General features: G+C 66.5%; 32 protein-coding genes. All 32 read left to right on the top strand.

Features of this window, described 5'->3' with window-relative positions:
* The first annotated feature begins 194 nt into the window (after positions 1-194).
* The 32 genes from rpsL to VHD82_RS34000 all read left to right on the top strand — a co-directional run bounded on the left by rpsL (position 195) and on the right by VHD82_RS34000 (position 18,863).
* Entirely contained in the window at positions 195-569 is a 375-nt protein-coding gene (rpsL, locus tag VHD82_RS34155) for a 30S ribosomal protein S12 (protein ID WP_003102113.1), read from the top strand.
* Positions 569-1,039: a 30S ribosomal protein S7 gene (gene rpsG, locus VHD82_RS34150; RefSeq protein WP_144643238.1), complete on the top strand. Its 471-nt coding sequence runs from the start codon at positions 569-571 to the stop codon at positions 1,037-1,039. Before rpsL ends, rpsG begins: the two co-directional genes overlap by 1 nt.
* 64 nt (positions 1,040-1,103) lie before the next feature.
* Complete coding sequence (fusA, locus tag VHD82_RS34145) at positions 1,104-3,203, top strand: elongation factor G (RefSeq protein ID WP_325713245.1); 2,100 nt, start codon at positions 1,104-1,106, stop codon at positions 3,201-3,203.
* A 127-nt stretch (positions 3,204-3,330) separates the two neighbouring features.
* On the top strand, positions 3,331-4,524 hold the full coding sequence (gene tuf / locus VHD82_RS34140; protein ID WP_325713242.1) for an elongation factor Tu: 1,194 nt from the start codon (positions 3,331-3,333) through the stop codon (positions 4,522-4,524).
* Positions 4,525-4,839: 315 nt separating this feature from the next.
* Complete coding sequence (gene rpsJ / locus VHD82_RS34135) at positions 4,840-5,145, top strand: 30S ribosomal protein S10 (RefSeq protein WP_003883485.1); 306 nt, start codon at positions 4,840-4,842, stop codon at positions 5,143-5,145.
* Between the two features lie 31 nt (positions 5,146-5,176).
* The gene (gene rplC, locus VHD82_RS34130; protein WP_325713240.1) at positions 5,177-5,833 is read left to right on the top strand and encodes a 50S ribosomal protein L3; all 657 of its coding nucleotides are present in this window, start codon (positions 5,177-5,179) and stop codon (positions 5,831-5,833) included.
* Positions 5,830-6,513, top strand: coding sequence for a 50S ribosomal protein L4 (gene rplD / locus VHD82_RS34125; RefSeq protein WP_325713238.1), 684 nt, complete (start codon positions 5,830-5,832; stop codon positions 6,511-6,513). Before rplC ends, rplD begins: the two co-directional genes overlap by 4 nt.
* Positions 6,510-6,821 carry a 50S ribosomal protein L23 gene (rplW, locus tag VHD82_RS34120; protein WP_325713236.1) on the top strand — a complete coding sequence of 104 codons (312 nt, stop codon included), beginning with the start codon at positions 6,510-6,512 and terminating at the stop codon, positions 6,819-6,821. Before rplD ends, rplW begins: the two co-directional genes overlap by 4 nt.
* 15 nt (positions 6,822-6,836) lie before the next feature.
* Positions 6,837-7,670: a 50S ribosomal protein L2 gene (gene rplB, locus VHD82_RS34115; RefSeq protein WP_325713234.1), complete on the top strand. Its 834-nt coding sequence runs from the start codon at positions 6,837-6,839 to the stop codon at positions 7,668-7,670.
* An 18-nt stretch (positions 7,671-7,688) separates the two neighbouring features.
* Entirely contained in the window at positions 7,689-7,970 is a 282-nt protein-coding gene (gene rpsS, locus VHD82_RS34110; protein ID WP_144747629.1) for a 30S ribosomal protein S19, read from the top strand.
* Positions 7,971-7,996: 26 nt separating this feature from the next.
* Complete coding sequence (gene rplV, locus VHD82_RS34105; RefSeq protein ID WP_325713231.1) at positions 7,997-8,401, top strand: 50S ribosomal protein L22; 405 nt, start codon at positions 7,997-7,999, stop codon at positions 8,399-8,401.
* Positions 8,401-9,249: a 30S ribosomal protein S3 gene (rpsC, locus tag VHD82_RS34100; protein WP_325713229.1), complete on the top strand. Its 849-nt coding sequence runs from the start codon at positions 8,401-8,403 to the stop codon at positions 9,247-9,249. Before rplV ends, rpsC begins: the two co-directional genes overlap by 1 nt.
* A gap of 3 nt (positions 9,250-9,252) precedes the next feature.
* Positions 9,253-9,672 (top strand): 50S ribosomal protein L16, encoded by a 420-nt coding sequence (rplP, locus tag VHD82_RS34095; protein ID WP_144747635.1) that lies wholly within the window; start codon positions 9,253-9,255, stop codon positions 9,670-9,672.
* The gene (gene rpmC / locus VHD82_RS34090) at positions 9,672-9,920 is read left to right on the top strand and encodes a 50S ribosomal protein L29 (RefSeq protein ID WP_325713226.1); all 249 of its coding nucleotides are present in this window, start codon (positions 9,672-9,674) and stop codon (positions 9,918-9,920) included. Before rplP ends, rpmC begins: the two co-directional genes overlap by 1 nt.
* Complete coding sequence (rpsQ, locus tag VHD82_RS34085; RefSeq protein WP_325713224.1) at positions 9,920-10,225, top strand: 30S ribosomal protein S17; 306 nt, start codon at positions 9,920-9,922, stop codon at positions 10,223-10,225. The genes rpmC and rpsQ overlap by 1 nt, the downstream gene beginning before the upstream one ends.
* An 82-nt stretch (positions 10,226-10,307) precedes the next feature.
* Positions 10,308-10,676, top strand: coding sequence for a 50S ribosomal protein L14 (gene rplN / locus VHD82_RS34080; protein ID WP_004558867.1), 369 nt, complete (start codon positions 10,308-10,310; stop codon positions 10,674-10,676).
* Between the two features lie 67 nt (positions 10,677-10,743).
* Positions 10,744-11,058, top strand: coding sequence for a 50S ribosomal protein L24 (gene rplX / locus VHD82_RS34075; RefSeq protein WP_325713221.1), 315 nt, complete (start codon positions 10,744-10,746; stop codon positions 11,056-11,058).
* Positions 11,058-11,621 (top strand): 50S ribosomal protein L5, encoded by a 564-nt coding sequence (gene rplE, locus VHD82_RS34070; protein WP_325713219.1) that lies wholly within the window; start codon positions 11,058-11,060, stop codon positions 11,619-11,621. Before rplX ends, rplE begins: the two co-directional genes overlap by 1 nt.
* The gene (locus tag VHD82_RS34065) at positions 11,621-11,806 is read left to right on the top strand and encodes a type Z 30S ribosomal protein S14 (protein ID WP_091505019.1); all 186 of its coding nucleotides are present in this window, start codon (positions 11,621-11,623) and stop codon (positions 11,804-11,806) included. The genes rplE and VHD82_RS34065 overlap by 1 nt, the downstream gene beginning before the upstream one ends.
* A 73-nt stretch (positions 11,807-11,879) precedes the next feature.
* Positions 11,880-12,278, top strand: coding sequence for a 30S ribosomal protein S8 (rpsH, locus tag VHD82_RS34060; protein ID WP_325713217.1), 399 nt, complete (start codon positions 11,880-11,882; stop codon positions 12,276-12,278).
* A gap of 17 nt (positions 12,279-12,295) precedes the next feature.
* Positions 12,296-12,835, top strand: coding sequence for a 50S ribosomal protein L6 (gene rplF, locus VHD82_RS34055; protein WP_325713215.1), 540 nt, complete (start codon positions 12,296-12,298; stop codon positions 12,833-12,835).
* Between the two features lie 2 nt (positions 12,836-12,837).
* Positions 12,838-13,239 carry a 50S ribosomal protein L18 gene (gene rplR, locus VHD82_RS34050; RefSeq protein ID WP_325713214.1) on the top strand — a complete coding sequence of 134 codons (402 nt, stop codon included), beginning with the start codon at positions 12,838-12,840 and terminating at the stop codon, positions 13,237-13,239.
* A gap of 37 nt (positions 13,240-13,276) precedes the next feature.
* Positions 13,277-13,921: a 30S ribosomal protein S5 gene (gene rpsE / locus VHD82_RS34045; RefSeq protein WP_325713212.1), complete on the top strand. Its 645-nt coding sequence runs from the start codon at positions 13,277-13,279 to the stop codon at positions 13,919-13,921.
* A gap of 1 nt (position 13,922) precedes the next feature.
* Positions 13,923-14,108 (top strand): 50S ribosomal protein L30, encoded by a 186-nt coding sequence (gene rpmD / locus VHD82_RS34040; RefSeq protein WP_325713210.1) that lies wholly within the window; start codon positions 13,923-13,925, stop codon positions 14,106-14,108.
* Positions 14,105-14,551, top strand: a complete 447-nt coding sequence (gene rplO, locus VHD82_RS34035; protein ID WP_325713208.1) for a 50S ribosomal protein L15 — start codon at positions 14,105-14,107, stop codon at positions 14,549-14,551. Before rpmD ends, rplO begins: the two co-directional genes overlap by 4 nt.
* A 270-nt stretch (positions 14,552-14,821) precedes the next feature.
* Positions 14,822-16,129 (top strand): preprotein translocase subunit SecY, encoded by a 1,308-nt coding sequence (secY, locus tag VHD82_RS34030; RefSeq protein WP_325713481.1) that lies wholly within the window; start codon positions 14,822-14,824, stop codon positions 16,127-16,129.
* Complete coding sequence (locus VHD82_RS34025; RefSeq protein WP_325713206.1) at positions 16,126-16,680, top strand: adenylate kinase; 555 nt, start codon at positions 16,126-16,128, stop codon at positions 16,678-16,680. The genes secY and VHD82_RS34025 overlap by 4 nt, the downstream gene beginning before the upstream one ends.
* 26 nt (positions 16,681-16,706) lie before the next feature.
* The gene (gene map / locus VHD82_RS34020) at positions 16,707-17,501 is read left to right on the top strand and encodes a type I methionyl aminopeptidase (protein ID WP_325713478.1); all 795 of its coding nucleotides are present in this window, start codon (positions 16,707-16,709) and stop codon (positions 17,499-17,501) included.
* Between the two features lie 212 nt (positions 17,502-17,713).
* Positions 17,714-17,935, top strand: coding sequence for a translation initiation factor IF-1 (gene infA, locus VHD82_RS34015; RefSeq protein WP_004558881.1), 222 nt, complete (start codon positions 17,714-17,716; stop codon positions 17,933-17,935).
* A 33-nt stretch (positions 17,936-17,968) separates the two neighbouring features.
* On the top strand, positions 17,969-18,082 hold the full coding sequence (gene rpmJ / locus VHD82_RS34010; RefSeq protein WP_004558882.1) for a 50S ribosomal protein L36: 114 nt from the start codon (positions 17,969-17,971) through the stop codon (positions 18,080-18,082).
* Between the two features lie 206 nt (positions 18,083-18,288).
* Complete coding sequence (rpsM, locus tag VHD82_RS34005; RefSeq protein WP_325713203.1) at positions 18,289-18,669, top strand: 30S ribosomal protein S13; 381 nt, start codon at positions 18,289-18,291, stop codon at positions 18,667-18,669.
* On the top strand, positions 18,666-18,863 hold the full coding sequence (locus VHD82_RS34000) for a hypothetical protein (protein WP_325713201.1): 198 nt from the start codon (positions 18,666-18,668) through the stop codon (positions 18,861-18,863). Before rpsM ends, VHD82_RS34000 begins: the two co-directional genes overlap by 4 nt.
* Positions 18,864-18,868: the final 5 nt, after the last annotated feature.

Below are 18,868 nucleotides of genomic sequence, written 5' to 3'. Positions count from 1 at the left end.
CGAGGACCTGAGGTGCTCTTGCGAGGACCTGAGGCCCGAGGAGATCGCGGCGGCCGGAGCGGCGAGGCGGAGCTCCGCGGAAACCCGAGGGAACGTTACCGGCCGTGAGGCCCAGACGCGGGCCGACACGCCCGACCTCGGGGGCCGGGGAAACCCGAACACGAACAAGTAATACGCGACAGAAAGCTGGTCCATTGCCCACGATCCAGCAGCTGGTCCGCAAGGGCCGCCAGGACAAGGCTGCCAAGCAGAAGACCGCGGCGCTCAAGGGGAGTCCGCAGCGGCGTGGCGTGTGCACCCGCGTGTACACCACCACCCCCAAGAAGCCGAACTCGGCGCTGCGCAAGGTCGCGCGTGTGAAGCTGACCAGCGGCATCGAGGTCACCGCCTACATCCCGGGCGAGGGCCACAACCTGCAGGAGCACTCGATGGTGCTCGTGCGTGGTGGTCGTGTTAAGGACCTCCCCGGTGTTCGCTACAAGATCATCCGCGGTTCGCTCGACACCCAGGGTGTGAAGAACCGCAAGCAGGCGCGCAGCCGGTACGGCGCGAAGAAGGAGAAGAGCTAATGCCTCGCAAGGGCCCGGCCCCGAAGCGGCCGTTGATCTCCGACCCGGTCTACGCCTCCCCGCTGGTCACCCAGCTGGTCAACAAGGTGCTGAAGGACGGGAAGCGTTCGCTGGCCGAGCGCATCGTCTACGGCGCGTTGGAGGGTGCACGGGAGAAGACGGGCACCGACCCGGTCGTCACGCTCAAGCGTGCGCTGGACAACGTGAAGCCCGCCATCGAGGTGAAGAGCCGTCGAGTCGGTGGTGCCACGTACCAGGTGCCGATCGAGGTCAAGCCCGGCCGCTCGACCACCCTTGCCCTTCGCTGGCTCGTGTCCTTCTCGCAGGCTCGCCGCGAGAAGACCATGATCGAGCGTCTGCAGAACGAGCTGCTCGATGCGAGCAACGGCCTCGGGGCCAGCGTGAAGCGCCGCGAGGACACCCACAAGATGGCCGAATCGAACAAGGCTTTCGCCCACTACCGTTGGTGATCGCCGCCCGGCTGCCGGATGAAGCCAGGCCGGGCCCCACGCTTCCAGACAGGGGAACATTGCAGTGGCACGCGACGTGCTGACAGACCTCAACAAGGTCCGCAACATCGGCATCATGGCCCACATCGACGCCGGTAAGACCACGACGACCGAGCGGATCCTGTTCTACACCGGGATCAACTACAAGATCGGCGAGGTGCACGACGGCGCCGCGACGATGGACTGGATGGAGGAGGAGCAGAAGCGGGGTATCACCATCACCTCGGCTGCCACCACCACCTTCTGGGGCGACTACCAGATCAACCTGATCGACACGCCTGGACACGTCGACTTCACCGTCGAGGTGGAGCGCAACCTGCGCGTGCTCGACGGGGCCGTCGCGGTGTTCGACGGCAAGGAAGGTGTCGAACCGCAGTCCGAGCAGGTCTGGCGCCAGGCCGACAAGTACGACGTCCCGCGCATCTGCTTCGTCAACAAGATGGACAAGCTGGGTGCGGACTTCTACTACACGCTGAAGACCATCACCGACCGGCTCGGCGTTCGGCCGCTGGCCATCCAGCTGCCGATCGGCGCGGAGAGCGACTTCGAGGGTGTCGTCGACCTGGTCCGCATGAAGGCACTGGTCTGGCGCGGTGAGGTCCAGAAGGGCGAGGACTACGTCGTCGAGGACATCCCGGCCGAGCTGGCCGAGCTGGCCGCGGAGTACCGCGAGAAGCTGGTCGAGGCGGTCGCCGAGACCGACGACTCGCTGATGGAGAAGTTCCTCGAGGGCGAGGAGCTGACCACCGACGAGATCAAGTCCGGTATCCGCAAGCTGGTCGTCACCCGCGAGGCCTTCCCGGTGCTGGCCGGTTCCGCGTTCAAGAACAAGGGTGTGCAGCCCATGCTCGACGCGGTCATCGACTACCTGCCGTCGCCGCTGGACGTCCCGGCCGTCGAGGGCTTCCTGCCCGACGGCGAGACCCCGGCCACGCGCAAGGCGTCGACCGAGGAGCCGTTCTCGGCGCTGGCCTTCAAGATCGCCGCGCACCCGTTCTTCGGCAAGCTGACCTACATCCGGGTCTACTCGGGCAAGGTCGCGGGCGGGGCCCAGGTCGTGAACTCGACCAAGGACCGCAAGGAGCGCATCGGGAAGATCTTCCAGATGCACTCCAACAAGGAGAACCCGGTCGACGACGCCCAGGCAGGCCACATTTACGCGGTCATCGGGCTGAAGGACACCACCACCGGCGACACGCTCTGCGACCCGCAGAAGCCGATCGTGCTGGAGTCGATGACCTTCCCCGAGCCCGTTATCCGGGTGGCCATCGAGCCGAAGACCAAGGCCGACCAGGAGAAGCTGTCCACGGCGATCCAGAAGCTGGCCGAGGAGGACCCCACCTTCCAGGTCACGCTGGACGACGAGACCGGGCAGACGATCATCGCCGGCATGGGCGAGCTGCACCTCGAGGTGCTGGTGAACCGGATGAAGTCCGACTACAAGGTCGAGGCGAACATCGGTAAGCCGCAGGTCGCCTACCGGGAGACCATCCGCAAGACGGTCGACAAGCTCGACTACGTGCACAAGAAGCAGACCGGTGGCTCCGGTCAGTTCGCCAAGGTGATCATCAAGCTGGAGCCGCTGGCCACCACTGACGGTGCGCTCTACGAGTTCGACAACAAGGTCACCGGTGGCCGCATCCCCCGGGAGTACATCCCCTCGGTGGACGCGGGCGCCCAGGACGCCATGCAGTACGGCGTGCTGGCCGGCTACCCGCTCGTCGGGTTGAAGCTGACCCTGTTGGACGGTGCCTACCACGAGGTCGACTCTTCGGAGATGGCATTCAAGATCGCCGGTTCGATGGCGCTCAAGGAAGCCGCGAAGAAGGCCAGCCCGGCACTGCTGGAGCCGATGATGGCGGTCGAGGTGACCACGCCCGAGGACTACATGGGTGATGTCATCGGTGACCTCAACTCCCGCCGTGGCCAGATCCAGGCCATGGAGGAGCGGGCGGGCACCCGCGTCGTGAAGGCGCTGGTTCCGCTTTCGGAGATGTTCGGGTATGTCGGCGACCTGCGGTCTCGCACCCAGGGTCGTGCGAACTACTCGATGACGTTCGACTCCTACGCCGAGGTTCCCGCGAACGTCGCGAAGGAAATCATCGCGAAGGCGACGGGGGAGTAATCCCGTAGCACCCAACGCGGGCGCGAAAGGGGCCTCCCCTAAGGTCCGCACAACTGACCAGATCGAGTCGCTGTCCGACTGCCACGTCGGCCGGTGAGCAAGAGCAAGAGTCCAGGAGGACATTCCAGTGGCGAAGGCGAAGTTCGAGCGGAGCAAGCCGCACGTCAACATCGGAACCATCGGTCACGTCGACCACGGGAAGACCACTCTGACCGCGGCGATCACCAAGGTTCTGCACGACAAGTACCCGGAGCTCAACGAGTCGCGGGCATTCGACCAGATCGACAACGCGCCGGAAGAGAAGCAGCGCGGTATCACGATCAACATCTCGCACGTCGAGTACCAGACCGAGAAGCGTCACTACGCACACGTGGACGCCCCCGGTCACGCGGACTACATCAAGAACATGATCACCGGTGCCGCCCAGATGGACGGCGCGATCCTGGTGGTCGCCGCGACCGACGGCCCGATGCCGCAGACCCGTGAGCACGTGCTGCTCGCCCGCCAGGTCGGCGTCCCCTACATCGTGGTGGCGCTGAACAAGGCCGACATGGTCGACGACGAGGAGATCCTCGAGCTCGTCGAGCTCGAGGTCCGTGAGCTGCTGTCCTCGCAGGAGTTCCCCGGCGACGACGCCCCGGTCATCAAGGTCTCCGGCCTGAAGGCCCTCGAGGGCGACGAGAAGTGGGCCGAGTCCGTGCTCGAGCTGATGAACGCCGTCGACGACAACGTGCCGGACCCGGTGCGTGACCTCGACAAGCCGTTCCTGATGCCGATCGAGGACGTCTTCACCATCACCGGCCGCGGCACCGTCGTGACCGGTCGTGTGGAGCGCGGCCAGGTCAACGTCAACGAAGAGGTCGAGATCGTGGGTATCCGCGAGAAGTCGACCAAGACCACCGTCACCGGTGTCGAGATGTTCCGCAAGCTGCTGGACTCCGGCCAGGCCGGTGACAACGTCGGGCTGCTCCTGCGTGGCATCAAGCGCGAGGACGTCGAGCGCGGCCAGGTCATCGTGAAGCCCGGCACGACCACCCCGCACACCGAGTTCGAGGGCTCGGTGTACATCCTGTCCAAGGACGAGGGTGGCCGGCACACGCCGTTCTTCAACAACTACCGCCCGCAGTTCTACTTCCGCACCACGGACGTGACCGGCGTGGTGACCCTCCCCGAGGGCACCGAGATGGTCATGCCGGGCGACAACACCGACATCTCGGTGAGCCTGATCCAGCCCATCGCCATGGACGAGGGTCTGCGGTTCGCCATCCGTGAGGGTGGCCGGACCGTCGGCGCGGGCCAGGTCACCAAGATCATCAAGTGATTTCCACCCAGCCCCGGGGCGTATACCACCCCGGGGCTGGGTTGCGAAAGCACGTATGCGACACTAATTGGGTTGCTCGTCGCGGGGCGGCCGATTCTGCTTGCGGATTCGGCCGCCCTGGCGCGAGTGGCCTGGTGCCGGCCCCTTCTTGAGATACAGCAGGGTTCCGGCAGTTACAGGACCAACCGGCACGACAATGATCTCTAACGGGATCAGTCTGCGTACTCAGGCCGACACGCCCGACCGCGTGGACCGGTAAGCAAGACGCTGACGTGCCGAAATAGCGGCACAAGACGGTAAGGACGAGCTGCAACCATGGCGGGACAGAAGATCCGCATCAGGCTCAAGGCCTATGACCACGAGGCGATCGACGCCAGCGCGCGCAAGATCGTGGAGACGGTGACGCGCACCGGAGCCTCGGTCGTCGGACCTGTGCCGCTGCCCACCGAGAAGAACGTTTACTGCGTCATCCGCTCGCCGCACAAGTACAAGGACTCGCGCGAGCACTTCGAGATGCGCACACACAAGCGTCTGATCGACATCCTCGACCCGACGCCGAAGACGGTCGACGCGCTGATGCGCATCGACCTGCCGGCGAGCGTCGACGTCAACATCCAGTAAGCGTTGGGCGAGCGGCGGAGATAAGAGACTCATGTCTGACAGGGAAGTGAAGGGCATCCTGGGCACCAAGCTCGGCATGACCCAGGTCTTCGGCGAGGACAACCGGATCATCCCGGTGACCGTCGTACAGGCCGGGCCGAATGTCGTCACCCAGGTGCGCACGAAGGACAACGACGGCTACGAGGCCGTCCAGCTGGCGTTCGGCGCCGTTGACCCGCGCAAGGTCAACAAGCCGCGCACCGGGCACTTCGACAAGGCCGGCGTGACCCCGCGCCGCCACGTCGTCGAGCTGCGGACGACCGACGCCGCCGGCTACGAGATCGGCCAGGAGATCACCGCCGAGGTGTTCCCCGCCGGTTCGCGTGTCGACGTCACCGGCACCAGCAAGGGCAAGGGCTACGCCGGTGTCATGAAGCGGCACGGCTTCAAGGGCCAGGGCGCCAGCCACGGTAACCAGGCCAAGCACCGCGCGCCGGGCTCGATCGGTGGCTGCGCCACCCCGGGCCGCGTGTTCAAGGGCCTGCGGATGGCAGGCCGGATGGGCCACGTCAAGGTCACCACGCAGGGCCTGACCGTGCACGACGTCCGCGGCGAAGACGGCCTGCTGCTGATCAAGGGTGCCGTTCCCGGCCCCAACGGCGGCCTCGTGTTCGTCAGGACCGCCTCGAAGGGTGGTGCGACCGCATGACCAGCATCGAGCTGAAGACCCCGGCCGGCAGCGCCGAGGGCACCGTCGAGCTCCCCGCGGAGATCTTCGACGTGCAGGCCAATGTGCCGCTGCTGCACCAGGTTGTCGTCGCCCAGCAGGCCGCGGCTCGCCAGGGCACGCACGACACCAAGACCCGCGGTGAGGTCGCCGGTGGCGGCAAGAAGCCGTACCGGCAGAAGGGCACCGGCCGCGCCCGCCAGGGCTCGACCCGTGCGCCGCAGTTCGCCGGTGGTGGCGTCGTGCACGGCCCCACGCCGCGTGACTACGCCCAGCGCACCCCGAAGAAGATGAAGGCCGCCGCGCTGCGCGGTGCCCTCTCCGACCGGGCGCGTGCCGGCCAGGTGCACGTCGTGACCGAGCTGGTCTCGGCTGACAAGCCGTCCACCAAGGAAGCGATCAAGACCCTGGCCGCGGTCACCGAGGCCAAGCGGGTCCTCTTGGTCCTGCACCGCGGCGACGAGCTGGCCTGGCTGTCGGCTCGCAACCTGCCGAACGTGCACCTGCTCTGGTTCGACCAGCTCAACACGTACGACGTGCTGGTCAACGACGACGTGGTGTTCACGAAGGCCGCATACGACGCTTTCGTCGAGGGCCCGGCCAAGGGCAAGGCCGTGAAGGCTTCGGCGTCCTCGAGCGAGCTGGAAGGGAGTGACCAGTGAGCAGCGTTGCCATTCCCGACCCGCGTGACATCTTGCTCGCGCCGGTGATCTCCGAGAAGTCCTACGGGCTGCTCGAGGACCACAAGTACACGTTCATCGTCCGGCCGGACGCCAACAAGACCCAGATCAAGATCGCGGTCGAGCAGGTCTTCGGCGTCAAGGTGGTCAACGTCAACACGCTGAACCGGCAGGGCAAGCGCAAGCGCACCCGCACCGGCTTCGGGAAGCGCAAGGACACCAAGCGCGCCATCGTGACGCTGTCCGCCGAGAGCAAGCCGATCGAGATCTTCGGCGGACCCGCCGCGTAAGGGACTGAGCAGACAATGGGTATTCGCAAGTACAAGCCGACGACGCCGGGCCGTCGTGGCTCGAGCGTCTCCGACTTCGCCGAGATCACCCGGTCGACGCCGGAGAAGTCGCTGCTGCGCCCGCTGAGCAAGAGCGGTGGCCGCAACGCGTCCGGCAAGATCACCACCCGGCACAAGGGTGGCGGCCACAAGCGGGCCTACCGGGTCATCGACTTCCGGCGCAACGACAAGGACGGCATCCCGGCCAAGGTCGCGCACATCGAGTACGACCCGAACCGCTCGGCCCGGATCGCGCTGCTGCACTACGTCGACGGCGAGAAGCGCTACATCATCGCGCCGGAGAAGCTGAAGCAGGGCGACAAGGTGGAGAGCGGCCCGCGCGCCGACATCAAGCCTGGCAACAACCTGCCGCTGCGCAACATCCCGGTCGGCACCGTGATCCACGCGATCGAGCTCCGTCCCGGCGGCGGCGCGAAGATCGCCCGCTCCGCCGGTGCCCGCGTGCAGCTCGTCGCGAAGGACGGCCCGTACGCCCAGCTGCGGATGCCCTCGGGCGAAATCCGCAACGTGGACGTGCGCAACCGCGCCACCGTCGGTGAGGTCGGCAACTCCGACCACTCCAACATCAACTGGGGCAAGGCGGGCCGTAACCGCTGGCGCGGCAAGCGCCCGACCGTCCGTGGTGTCGTGATGAACCCGGTCGACCACCCGCACGGTGGTGGCGAGGGCAAGACGTCCGGTGGTCGTCACCCCGTCAACCCGAACGGCAAGCCGGAGGGCCGCACCCGCCGCCGCAAGCCGTCCGACCAACTGATCGTCCGCCGCCGGCGTACCGGCAAGAAGCGCTGAGCAGGGAGGTAGAAGAACATGCCGCGCAGTCTCAAAAAAGGCCCGTTCGTGGACGACCACCTGCTCAAGAAGGTGGACGCACTCAACGAGTCGGGCAAGAAGACGGTGATCAAGACGTGGTCCCGCCGGTCCACGATCACCCCCGACATGCTGGGGCACACGATCGCCGTGCACGACGGCCGCAAGCACGTCCCGGTGTTCGTCACCGAGGCGATGGTGGGTCACAAGCTGGGCGAGTTCGCCCCGACGCGGACCTTCAAGGGCCACATCAAGGACGACCGCAAGTCGCGCCGTCGCTGACGCGCACCGAGAAGAGGAACTAACGAATGAGTGCCCAGAAAGACGCTACGGCCGAGGCGCTGCCTGTGGCCTACGCGCGGGCTCGCTTCGTCCGGGACTCGCCGATGAAGGTGCGCCGGGTGATCGAGCTGATCAAGGGTCGTAACGCCAAGGATGCCCTGGCCGTGCTGCGGTTCGCGCCGCAGGCCGCCAGCCAGCCGGTGGCGAAGGTGCTCGCGAGCGCCATCGCCAACGCGGAGAACAACCTGGACCTGGACCCCGACACGCTGTGGGTGAAGAACGCCTACGCCGATGAGGGCCCGACGCTCAAGCGCATCCGGCCGCGCGCCCAGGGGCGTGCGTACCGCATCCGCAAGCGGACGAGCCACATCACGGTCGAGGTGGAATCCCGGCCTGAGAAGAAGAGCGGTAAGAAGAAGGGTGGCCGGTAGTGGGCCAGAAAATCAACCCGCACGGCTTCCGGCTCGGGATCACCACGGACTGGAAGTCCCGCTGGTACGCCGACAAGCAGTACGCGGAGTACGTGGCCGAGGACGTCAAGATCCGCAAGCTGCTGTCCACCGGCATGGAGCGCGCCGGCATCTCCAAGGTCGAGATCGAGCGCACCCGTGACCGTGTCCGTGTCGACATCCACACCGCCCGGCCGGGCATCGTCATCGGCCGCCGCGGCGCGGAGGCCGACCGGATCCGTGGCGCGCTGGAGAAGCTGACCAAGAAGCAGGTCCAGCTGAACATCCTCGAGGTGAAGAACCCCGAGGCCGACGCCCAGCTCGTCGCGCAGGGTGTCGCGGAGCAGCTGTCCAACCGCGTGGCGTTCCGTCGCGCGATGCGCAAGGCGATCCAGACCTCCATGCGCTCGCCGCAGGTCAAGGGCATCCGCGTGCAGTGCGGTGGCCGCCTCGGCGGTGCCGAGATGTCGCGGTCGGAGCACTACCGCGACGGCCGGGTTCCGCTGCACACGCTGCGCGCCGACATCGACTACGGCTTCTTCGAGGCCCGCACCACGTTCGGCCGGATCGGCGTGAAGGTGTGGATCTACAAGGGCGACATCGTCGGTGGCCTGAAGGCGAAGAACGAGCGTGACGCCGCCGCGGCCGCCGAGCGTGCGCCGCGTCGCGACCGCCCGTCCCGCCCGCGTCGTTCCGGCGCTTCGGGCACCACGCCGACCTCCACCGAGGCCGGCCGGGCCGCGGCCGCCGCGAAGACTGACAGCGACGTCGCGACCAGTGAAGCTCCTGCGCAGGGCTCGCCGGCCGCGGCCGAGAAGACGGAGGGCTGAGGCGTGCTCGTCCCACGCAAGGTCAAGCACCGCAAGCAGCACCACCCGAAGCGCACCGGCATGGCCAAGGGCGGCACCAAGGTGACCTTCGGTGAGTACGGCATTCAGGCGCTTGAACACGCATATGTGACCAACCGGCAGATCGAGTCCGCTCGTATCGCGATGACCCGGCACATCAAGCGTGGCGGCAAGATCTGGATCAACATCTTCCCGGACCGTCCGCTGACCAAGAAGCCTGCCGAAACCCGCATGGGTTCCGGTAAGGGTTCGCCGGAGTGGTGGATCGCCAACGTCAAGCCCGGCCGCGTGATGTTCGAGATGAGCTTCCCGAACGAGCAGACGGCCCGCGAGGCGCTGCGTCGCGCGATCCACAAGCTGCCCATGAAATGCCGCATCGTGACCCGTGAAGGTGGTGAGTTCTGATGGCACAGGCTGGAGTCGCTCCGTCGGAGCTGCGTGAGCTCACCAACGAGGAGCTCGTGCTGCGCCTGAAGGAAGCCAAGGAGGAGCTGTTCAACCTCCGCTTCCAGATGGCCACCGGACAGCTGGACAACAACCGTCGGCTGCGCACCGTGCGCACCGACATCGCGCGGATCTACACGATCATGCGCGAGCGGGAGCTCGGCCTGTCCGTCTCCCCTGAAGGCAATGACGAAGAAGGTGCTGCCTGATGAGTGAGCAGACCGAAGAGCTCGCGAAGCAGCCGGCGCAGAGCGCGGACTCGGGGCGTAACTACCGCAAGGTCCGTGAGGGCTACGTGGTCTCGGACAAGATGGACAAGACCATCGTGGTCGAGCTCGAGGACCGCAAGAAGCACCGCCGGTACGCCAAGGTCGTGCGCTCCACCAGCAAGGTGAAGGCGCACGACGAGGAGAACTCCGCCGGCAAAGGCGACCGCGTTGTTCTCATGGAGACCCGCCCGACTTCGGCCACCAAGCGGTGGCGGCTGGTGCGGATCGTGGAGAAGGCCAAGTAAGTAGGGGTTCGTTCCCTATCCGTTCCGCCAGGCTCGCGACTGTTCACCAGCGTGAGAACCGGCGAGACATACAGGAGTTGACGTGATCCAGCAGGAGTCGCGACTGCGAGTCGCCGACAACACGGGTGCCAAGGAGATCCTCTGCATCCGCGTGCTCGGTGGATCGGGGCGGCGCTACGCGGGAATCGGCGACATCATCGTCGCCACCGTTAAGGACGCCATCCCGGCCGCCGGGGTGAAGAAGGGCGACGTGGTCAAGGCCGTCATCGTCCGCACGGTGAAGGAGCGGCGTCGCCCGGACGGCTCCTACATCCGGTTCGACGAGAACGCCGCGGTGCTCATCAAGAACGACAACGAGCCGCGCGGGACCCGCATCTTCGGGCCGGTCGGCCGTGAACTGCGCGACCGGAAGTTCATGAAGATCATCTCGCTGGCTCCGGAGGTGCTCTGAACATGAAGGTGCAAACAACAGGGCGTGACACCGTGGTTGTTTCGGACGCTGCGGAGGTGCTCGTCTGATGAAGGTCAAAAAGGGTGACACCGTGGTTGTCATCTCGGGCAAGGACAAGGGCGCCAAGGGCAAGGTCATCCAGGCCTACCCGGAGCGCTCGCGGGTGCTCGTCGAGGGCGTGAACCGGATCAAGAAGCACACCCGGATCACCCAGACGCAGCGCGGCGCGCAGTCCGGCGGCATCGTCACGCAGGAGGCGCCCATCCACGTCTCGAACGTGATGGTCGTGGACTCCGACGGCAAGCCGGCCCGGATCGGCTACCGCATCGGCGAGGACGGCAAGAAGGTTCGCATCTCGCGCAGGACCGGTAAGGACATCTGATGACGACCGCAGAGAAAATCGTGCCGCGGTTGAAGACCCGGTACCGCGAAGAGATCAAGGCTGACCTCCAGAAGGAGTTCACCTACGCCAACGTGCACCAGATCCCTGGTGTCGTGAAGGTCGTCGTCAACATGGGTGTCGGCGACGCCGCGCGGGACAGCAAGCTGATCGAGGGCGCGGTTCGCGACCTGTCGATCATCACCGGGCAGAAGCCCGAGGTGCGCCGGGCCCGCAAGTCGATCGCGCAGTTCAAGCTGCGCGAGGGCCAGCCGATCGGTGCGCGGGTCACCCTGCGCGGCGACCGGATGTGGGAGTTCCTGGACCGGCTGCTGACCATCGCGCTGCCGCGTATCCGTGACTTCCGCGGGCTGTCGCCCAAGCAGTTCGACGGCAACGGCAACTACACCTTCGGTCTCAACGAGCAGTCGATGTTCCACGAGATCGACCCCGACTCCATCGACCGCCCGCGCGGTATGGACGTCACCGTTGTCACCACCGCTACCACCGACGACGAGGGTCGCGCGCTGCTTCGCAAGCTCGGCTTCCCGTTCAAGGAGAACTGATGGCCAAGAAGGCTCTGATCGCCAAGGCCGCCCGTAAGCCGAAGTTCAAGGTGCGCGCCTACACCCGCTGCAACCGCTGCGGCCGGCCGCACTCGGTGTTCCGGAAGTTCGGACTGTGCCGGGTGTGCCTCCGCGAGATGGCACACGCTGGCGAACTGCCCGGCGTGTCCAAGTCCAGCTGGTAATCCAGAACTCAGGCTCCCACTTCGCCACAGGCCCCGGCCCGGGGAACCAGGCGAGAAAGGTTGACAGGTCACCATGACGATGACCGACCCGATCGCAGACTTCCTCACTCGTCTGCGCAACGCCAACTCGGCGTACCACGATGAGGTCGTGCTGCCCCACTCGAAGCTCAAGGCGAACATCGCGGACATCCTCAAGCGCGAGGGTTACATCTCGAGCTACCGCTCCGAGCCGGGTGAGAAGCACAAGAACCTGGTCGTCGAACTGAAGTACGGCCGCAACCGCGAGCGCAGCATCGCCGGTCTGCGCCGGGTGTCCAAGCCCGGTCTGCGGGTGTACGCGAAGTCCACCGAGCTGCCCAGCGTGCTGGGTGGTCTGGGCATCGCGATCATCTCCACGTCGGGCGGTCTGCAGACCGACCGGCAGGCCAAGCGCAACGGAGTGGGCGGGGAAGTCCTCGCCTACGTCTGGTAACGGAAGGGAGTCCAGGCATGTCACGTATCGGAAAGCTGCCGATCGCCGTCCCTTCCGGGGTCGAGGTGTCGATCGACGGCCAGCAGATTTCGGTCAAGGGGCCCAAGGGCACCCTGTCCCACACCATCGCCGAGCCGATCACGGTCGAGCGCGACGAGACCGGCACGCTGCAGGTCAAGCGCCCGGACGACGAGCGCGAGAGCAAGGCCCTGCACGGACTCACCCGTACCCTGGTGAACAACCTCGTCGTAGGCGTCACCGACGGGTACGAGAAGAAGCTCGAGATCCACGGCGTCGGTTACCGCGTGCAGGCCAAGGGCAGCAACCTCGAGTTCGCCCTCGGCTACAGCCACCCGGTGCTGATCGAGGCCCCGGAAGGCATCACCTTCAAGGTGGAGTCGCCGACCCGGTTCTCGGTGTCCGGCATCGACAAGCAGAAGGTCGGCCAGACGGCCGCGGTGATCCGCAAGCTGCGCCGCCCCGACCCCTACAAGGGCAAGGGACTGCGCTACGAGGGTGAGCGCATCCGCCGCAAGGTCGGAAAGACGGGTAAGTGATCATGAGCGACACTGCAACCACGAAGCGGAAGCCGGTCGGCAAGGACGTCTCGACCCGGCGCCGCGTCGCGAAGACGCGCCGTCACTTCCGCCTGCGCAAGAAGATCAGCGGGACCGCCCAGCGGCCCCGGCTGTCGGTCAAGCGCTCCTCGCGCCACATCTACGTCCAGGTGATCGACGACCTGAGCGGCCACACGCTGGCCGCCGCGTCGACGATGGAAGCCGACGTGCGTGGGGTCGAGGGCGACAAGAAGGCCAAGGCCGCCAAGGTCGGCGAGCTCGTGGCCGCCCGCGCGAAGAACGCGGGTATCTCCGGTGTGGTGTTCGACCACGGTGGCAACGGCTACCACGGTCGCATCGCCGCGCTTGCCGACGCCGCCCGTGAGGCGGGGTTGGAGTTCTGACGATGCAGCACATTCTCGAGAACGGAAGGAACGCCTGATGCCGGGACGTACACGGCAATTCGGCGGCGGTCAGGGTGGTCCGGGCGGCCAGGGCGGCAACGACCGCGGCGACCGTCGGGACCGCAGGGACCGTCGCGACGGTGGCCGTGGCGGGGCCGGCCAGGACAAGACCCCGCACCTCGAGCGCGTCGTGGCGATCAACCGCGTCGCCAAGGTGGTCAAGGGTGGCCGCCGGTTCAGCTTCACCGCTCTGGTGGTCGTCGGTGACGGCGACGGTCAGGTCGGCGTCGGCTACGGCAAGGCCAAGGAAGTTCCCGCGGCCATCGCCAAGGGGGTCGAGGAAGCGAAGAAGAACTTCTTCCGCGTGCCTCGGATCGCCGGCACCATCCCGCACCCGATCCAGGGTGAGGACGCCGCCGGTGTGGTCCTGCTCCGTCCGGCCAGCGCCGGTACCGGCGTGATCGCCGGTGGCCCGGTGCGCGCGGTGCTGGAGTGCGCGGGTGTGCACGACGTGCTGTCGAAGTCGCTCGGCTCCGACAACGCGATCAACATCGTGCACGCGACCGTGGCGGCCCTGAAGGGCCTGCAGCGTCCGGAGGAGGTGGCGGCCCGCCGTGGCCTGCCGCTCGAGGACGTCGCTCCGGCGCGGATGCTCCGCCAGCGCGCTGGACAGGGGGTCTGACATGGCTCAGGTCAAGGTCACCCAGGTCAAGAGCAAGATCGGCACCAAGCAGAACCACCGCGAATCGCTGCGGACCCTGGGCCTGCACAAGATCCGGCAGTCGGTCGTGCGGGAGGACACTCCCCAGGTCCGCGGTCTGATCCACACGGTGCGCCACCTCGTTACCGTTGAGGAGGTCAAGGCATGACCGCCATCAAGATCCACCACCTGCGGCCCGCCCCCGGCGCCAAGCGCGACAAGATCCGCGTCGGCCGCGGTGAGGGCTCGAAGGGCAAGACGGCGGGTCGCGGCACCAAGGGCACCAAGGCCCGCAAGAACGTGCCCGCCGGGTTCGAGGGTGGGCAGATGCCCATCCACATGCGGCTGCCGAAGCTGCGTGGCTTCAAGAACCGTTTCCGCACCGAGTACCAGCCGGTGAACGTGGGCGACATCGCCCGGGTGTTCGCCGACGGTGGCGACGTGTCCAAGGAAGACCTGGTCAACCGTGGCCTGGTCCGCAAGGGCAAGCTCGTCAAGGTGCTGGGCAACGGCGACGTCAACGGCGTCAAGCTGAACGTCACCGCCGACGGATTCTCCAACTCCGCCAAGGAGAAGCTGGAGTCCGCGGGCGGTTCGGCCACCCAGGCCTGAGCGCAGCGCACAGTCGAAAACGGCCCGCCGGGGATTCCGGCGGGCCGTTTTTCTGTTGCCCCGCGGTCCTTCGGCGGCCCCGGCGTGTTAAAGGCAACCTGCGGTGCAGGGCCGTTCCGGGTGGCTGTTAGAGTCGGCAACACGTTTCGGGACAAGTCTGTCCTGATGCGTTCCTGGCTTGCCGCCAGTGAGGTTGTGTTCCTGCCGGCCACCGTGGCCGGCCAAGCCGATCGTCGGCGCACCGCCGGCGACGCCGAGGAGGTCCCCCGCGTGCTCAGCGCCTTCCGCTCGGCTCTCGCGACGCCGGACCTGCGCAAGAAGATCCTGTTCACCCTGCTGATCGTGGCGGTGTACCGGATCGGTGCGGTCACGCCGGCGCCCGGGGTCTCCTACCCCAACGTCCAGGCGTGCGGCTCGCAGGCCGACTCGTCGGGCATCTACTCGCTGCTGAACCTGTTCAGCGGCGGTGCGCTCCTGCAGCTGTCGATCTTCTCGACCGGCATCATGCCGTACATCACGGCCAGCATCATCGTCCAGCTGCTCACCGTCGTCATCCCGCGGTTCGAGGAGCTGAAGAAGGAAGGCCAGGCCGGCCAGAACAAGCTGACCCAGTACACCCGGTACCTGACGATCGCGCTGGCGATCCTGCAGGCCACCGGCGTGGTCGCGCTCGCGGACCGCGGGCAGCTGTTCCCGAACTGCACCGAGTCGATCATCCCGGACAACAGCATCTGGTCGCTGGCCATCATCGTCATCACGATGACCGCCGGTACCGCGGTGATGATGTGGCTGGGTGAGCTCATCACCGAGCGCGGTGTCGGCAACGGCATGTCGGTGCTGATCTTCCTGAACATCGCGGCCCGGATCCCGGCCGAGGGTCTCAACATCCTCAACAGCCAGGGCGGGCTGGTCTTCGCCTTCGTCTGCGTGTTCGGCCTGGTGATCATCGCCAGCGTCATCTTCGTCGAGCAGGGGCAGCGCCGGATCCCGGTGCAGTACGCCAAGCGCATGATCGGCCGCCGGATGTACGGCGGCACCTCCACTTACCTGCCGATCAAGGTGAACCAGGCCGGCGTCATCCCGGTCATCTTCGCCTCTTCGCTGCTTTATCTGCCGGACCTGATCAGCCGGCTGGTGGGCAGCCCCACCAGTTCGTCGGGCTGGCAGGTGTTCCTGCAGAACTACGTGGTCAATCAGGGCAACTGGGTACACATCCTGCTGTACTTCGCCCTGATCATCTTCTTCACGTACTTCTACATCACCATCACGTTCAACGTGGACGAGCGTGCGGAAGAGATGAAGAAGTTCGGCGGCTTCATTCCCGGCATCCGCCCCGGCCGCCCGACCGCGGAATACCTCAGCTTCGTGCTGGGCCGGATCACCCTGCCCGGGTCGATCTACCTCGGCATCATCGCGATTCTGCCCAACTTCTTCCTGTCCTTGACTCAGCAGGGCAACAACCAGAGTTTCCCGTTCGGCGGGACCGCGGTGCTGATCATGGTCGGTGTCGGACTCGACACGGTGAAGCAGATCGAAAGTCAGCTGATGCAGCGTAACTACGAAGGGTTCTTGCGATGACGCGCCTGGTTCTTGTCGGCCCGCCCGGAGCGGGAAAGGGTACCCAGGCGGTCGCGCTGTCGCAGAAGCTCTCCGTGCCGCACATCTCCACCGGTGACCTGTTCCGCGCCCACGTCGCCGAGCGCACGCCGCTCGGCGAGGAGGCGAAGCGGTACCTGGACTCGGGCGAACTGGTGCCCGACACGGTGACCAACGAGATGGTCCGCGAGCGGCTCGCGGAGGACGACACCAGGGGCGGTTTCCTGCTGGACGGGTTCCCGCGCACCACCAAGCAGGCCGAGGTGCTGGGCCACCTGCTCGCGGAGACCGACCAGAAGCTCGACGCGGTCATCCAGCTCGAGGTGCCCGAGGACGTCGTGGTGGGCCGGCTGCTTTCGCGTGGCCGGGACGACGACACCGAAGAGGTCATCCGGCGCCGTCAGCAGGTCTACGTCTCGGACACGGCCCCGCTGCTGGACTACTACAAGGACATCCTGATCACCGTCGACGGTGTCGGCGACGTCGACGAGGTGTCGTCGCGGGTGCTGGACGCACTCCGCGCGCGCCAGTAAAGCTGAAAGAGTTTCGTATTTTGCGGCTGTTGCGACGTCGGACTCCGATCGAGATCAAGACCCCGGCTGAACTGGACGCCATGCGCGCGGCCGGGCTGGTCGTCGCCAGGACACTGGCGCTGCTCAGCGTGGCGGCCAAGCCCGGCGTCAGTACGGCCAGCCTCGACGAGCTTGCCGAGCAGTCGATCCGGGAAGCCGGCGCGGTGCCCTCGTTCAAGGGTTACCACGGCTTCCCGGCCTCGATCTGCGCCTCGGTGAACGACCAGATCGTGCATGGCATCCCGGCGAAGACCACGGTGCTCGCCGAGGGCGACCTGATTTCCATCGACTGCGGCGCGATCCTCGACGGCTGGCACGGCGACTCCGCCGTCACGCTGGCCGTCGGTGAGGTCTCCGCCGCCGACAAGGCGCTGTCCGAGGCCACGAAGGCGGCCATGTGGGCCGGCGTCGAGGCCGCGGTGCCCGGCGCCAGGCTCACCGACATCTCGCACGCCGTGCAGTCCTCGGCAGATCGCTCGTCGGCCGCCGACGGGATCGCCTACGGCCAGATCGTCGAGTACGGCGGGCACGGCATCGGCCGCGAGATGCACATGGACCCGTTCCTGCCCAACGTCGGCAAGCCTGGCAAGGGCCCCCGGCTGGAGGTCGGCATGGCGCTGGCCATCGAGCCGATGCTCACCGGCGGATCGAACGAGACCGTCGAGCTCGAAGACGGCTGGACGGTCATCACCGGCGACGGTTCCCGCGCCGCCCACTGGGAGCACACCGTCGCCATCACCGCCGACGGCCCCCGTGTGCTCACGCTCGCCGAAGGCGCCTGAATGACGGCCCGGTGGCGGGCCGCTTAACACACTGGCCCCCGCCTCGCAGGGTGCGACACGGAGTGCGTACACTGTCTAGTCGGCGTACTCATCACGTCGGTTCCAGCGCGCTCGTGAATTCTCACGGGATTGGAGTCGGGGTGGCGTATGCGTCGGCACCACCAAGGCAGGCATTTTTCGGTGCTCAACCAATATCACGAAACGCGGAGGACATGGCTAAGAAAGACGGGGCCATCGAGGTCGAGGGTCGCGTGGTCGAGCCACTCCCCAACGCGATGTTTCGAGTCGAGTTGGAGAACGGCCACAAGGTCCTGGCGCACATCAGCGGCAAGATGCGGCAGCACTACATCCGCATCCTTCCGGAGGACCGGGTCGTCGTGGAGCTTTCGCCCTACGACTTGTCCCGCGGTCGCATCGTCTACCGCTACAAGTGATAACGGTGAGCGCAGCATAAGGAAGCAGGAGACGTGAAGGTTCAGCCGAGCGTCAAGAAGATCTGCGACAAGTGCAAGGTGATCCGCCGCCACGGCCGGATCATGGTGATCTGCGAGAACCTGCGTCACAAGCAGCGTCAGGGCTGATCGCGAGCACTCCGCGCAGAGCGGATTGACAGCGAAGAAAGCCTCCCCGCACCTGCCGGGCCGCCCAGCGGTCCGGAACACCCCCGGGCTCCAGGCCGGGGCCGGGACACCGGTCGTGAAAGCGATCGGCAAGACAGCGAGTCGGTCCCGGGAACGGGCGGGGAGCACACCTGGAGAGACGAAACCAAGAAGGAGCATCAGCGCCAATGGCACGACTCGCCGGCGTCGACCTCCCCCGCGAAAAGCGGCTGGAGATCGCGCTGACCTACATCTACGGAGTAGGCCGTACCCGCTCCAAGGAGCTCGTCAAGGCGACGGACCTGAACCCGGACACCCGGGTGCGGGACCTCAGCGACGACGACCTCGTCAAGCTGCGGGACTACATCGAATCGAACTTCAAGGTCGAGGGTGACCTTCGCCGCGAGGTGAACGCCGACATCCGGCGCAAGATCGAAATCGGCTGCTACGAGGGCATCCGCTGGCGTCGTGGGCTGCCGGTCCGCGGCCAGCGCACGAAGACCAACGCCCGTACCCGCAAGGGGCCGAAGAAGACGGTCGCCGGCAAGAAGAAGGCTGGCAAGAAGTGAGCGTCCAGGGCAGGAAGGCAGTGCGGCTGGGCGGTCAGCGCCTTGCCCGCACCTCGTGCGTATCGCCCAAGGCTCTCTACGCCCGCCCGATGGCCCTGCGTCAGCTGTACACCGACGCCGGTTCCGTGATCCGGCGCGGTCAGCAGGAAGCGCGCATCGCCGCCGCCGCCGAGCAGACCGACAACTCGCGCTAACGAGG

Source organism: Amycolatopsis sp. (assembly GCF_035546795.1).
Classification (GTDB): Bacteria; Actinomycetota; Actinomycetes; order Mycobacteriales; family Pseudonocardiaceae; genus Amycolatopsis_E.
Note: the sequence above shows the minus strand (reverse complement) of the source record. Positions and strands in the feature narration are given on the sequence as shown.

Excerpts from the sequence above, each read along its gene's own strand:
- rplC (WP_325713240.1), top strand. The coding sequence starts at position 5,177 with ATGTCTGACAGGGAAGTGAAGGGCATCCTGGGCACCAAGCTCGGCATG.
- VHD82_RS34065 (WP_091505019.1), top strand. The coding sequence starts at position 11,621 with ATGGCCAAGAAGGCTCTGATCGCCAAGGCCGCCCGTAAGCCGAAGTTC.
- rplF (WP_325713215.1), top strand. The coding sequence starts at position 12,296 with ATGTCACGTATCGGAAAGCTGCCGATCGCCGTCCCTTCCGGGGTCGAG.
- rpsE (WP_325713212.1), top strand. The coding sequence starts at position 13,277 with ATGCCGGGACGTACACGGCAATTCGGCGGCGGTCAGGGTGGTCCGGGC.
- rpsQ (WP_325713224.1), top strand. The coding sequence starts at position 9,920 with ATGAGTGAGCAGACCGAAGAGCTCGCGAAGCAGCCGGCGCAGAGCGCG.
- rpsG (WP_144643238.1), top strand. The coding sequence starts at position 569 with ATGCCTCGCAAGGGCCCGGCCCCGAAGCGGCCGTTGATCTCCGACCCG.
- infA (WP_004558881.1), top strand. The coding sequence starts at position 17,714 with ATGGCTAAGAAAGACGGGGCCATCGAGGTCGAGGGTCGCGTGGTCGAG.
- rplR (WP_325713214.1), top strand. The coding sequence starts at position 12,838 with ATGAGCGACACTGCAACCACGAAGCGGAAGCCGGTCGGCAAGGACGTC.
- rplO (WP_325713208.1), top strand. The coding sequence starts at position 14,105 with ATGACCGCCATCAAGATCCACCACCTGCGGCCCGCCCCCGGCGCCAAG.
- rpmD (WP_325713210.1), top strand. The coding sequence starts at position 13,923 with ATGGCTCAGGTCAAGGTCACCCAGGTCAAGAGCAAGATCGGCACCAAG.
- rplD (WP_325713238.1), top strand. The coding sequence starts at position 5,830 with ATGACCAGCATCGAGCTGAAGACCCCGGCCGGCAGCGCCGAGGGCACC.
- rpsJ (WP_003883485.1), top strand. The coding sequence starts at position 4,840 with ATGGCGGGACAGAAGATCCGCATCAGGCTCAAGGCCTATGACCACGAG.
- rplX (WP_325713221.1), top strand. The coding sequence starts at position 10,744 with ATGAAGGTCAAAAAGGGTGACACCGTGGTTGTCATCTCGGGCAAGGAC.
- rpsH (WP_325713217.1), top strand. The coding sequence starts at position 11,880 with ATGACGATGACCGACCCGATCGCAGACTTCCTCACTCGTCTGCGCAAC.
- rpsS (WP_144747629.1), top strand. The coding sequence starts at position 7,689 with ATGCCGCGCAGTCTCAAAAAAGGCCCGTTCGTGGACGACCACCTGCTC.
- VHD82_RS34025 (WP_325713206.1), top strand. The coding sequence starts at position 16,126 with ATGACGCGCCTGGTTCTTGTCGGCCCGCCCGGAGCGGGAAAGGGTACC.
- rplE (WP_325713219.1), top strand. The coding sequence starts at position 11,058 with ATGACGACCGCAGAGAAAATCGTGCCGCGGTTGAAGACCCGGTACCGC.
- rpmC (WP_325713226.1), top strand. The coding sequence starts at position 9,672 with ATGGCACAGGCTGGAGTCGCTCCGTCGGAGCTGCGTGAGCTCACCAAC.
- rplV (WP_325713231.1), top strand. The coding sequence starts at position 7,997 with ATGAGTGCCCAGAAAGACGCTACGGCCGAGGCGCTGCCTGTGGCCTAC.
- rpsM (WP_325713203.1), top strand. The coding sequence starts at position 18,289 with ATGGCACGACTCGCCGGCGTCGACCTCCCCCGCGAAAAGCGGCTGGAG.
- rplB (WP_325713234.1), top strand. The coding sequence starts at position 6,837 with ATGGGTATTCGCAAGTACAAGCCGACGACGCCGGGCCGTCGTGGCTCG.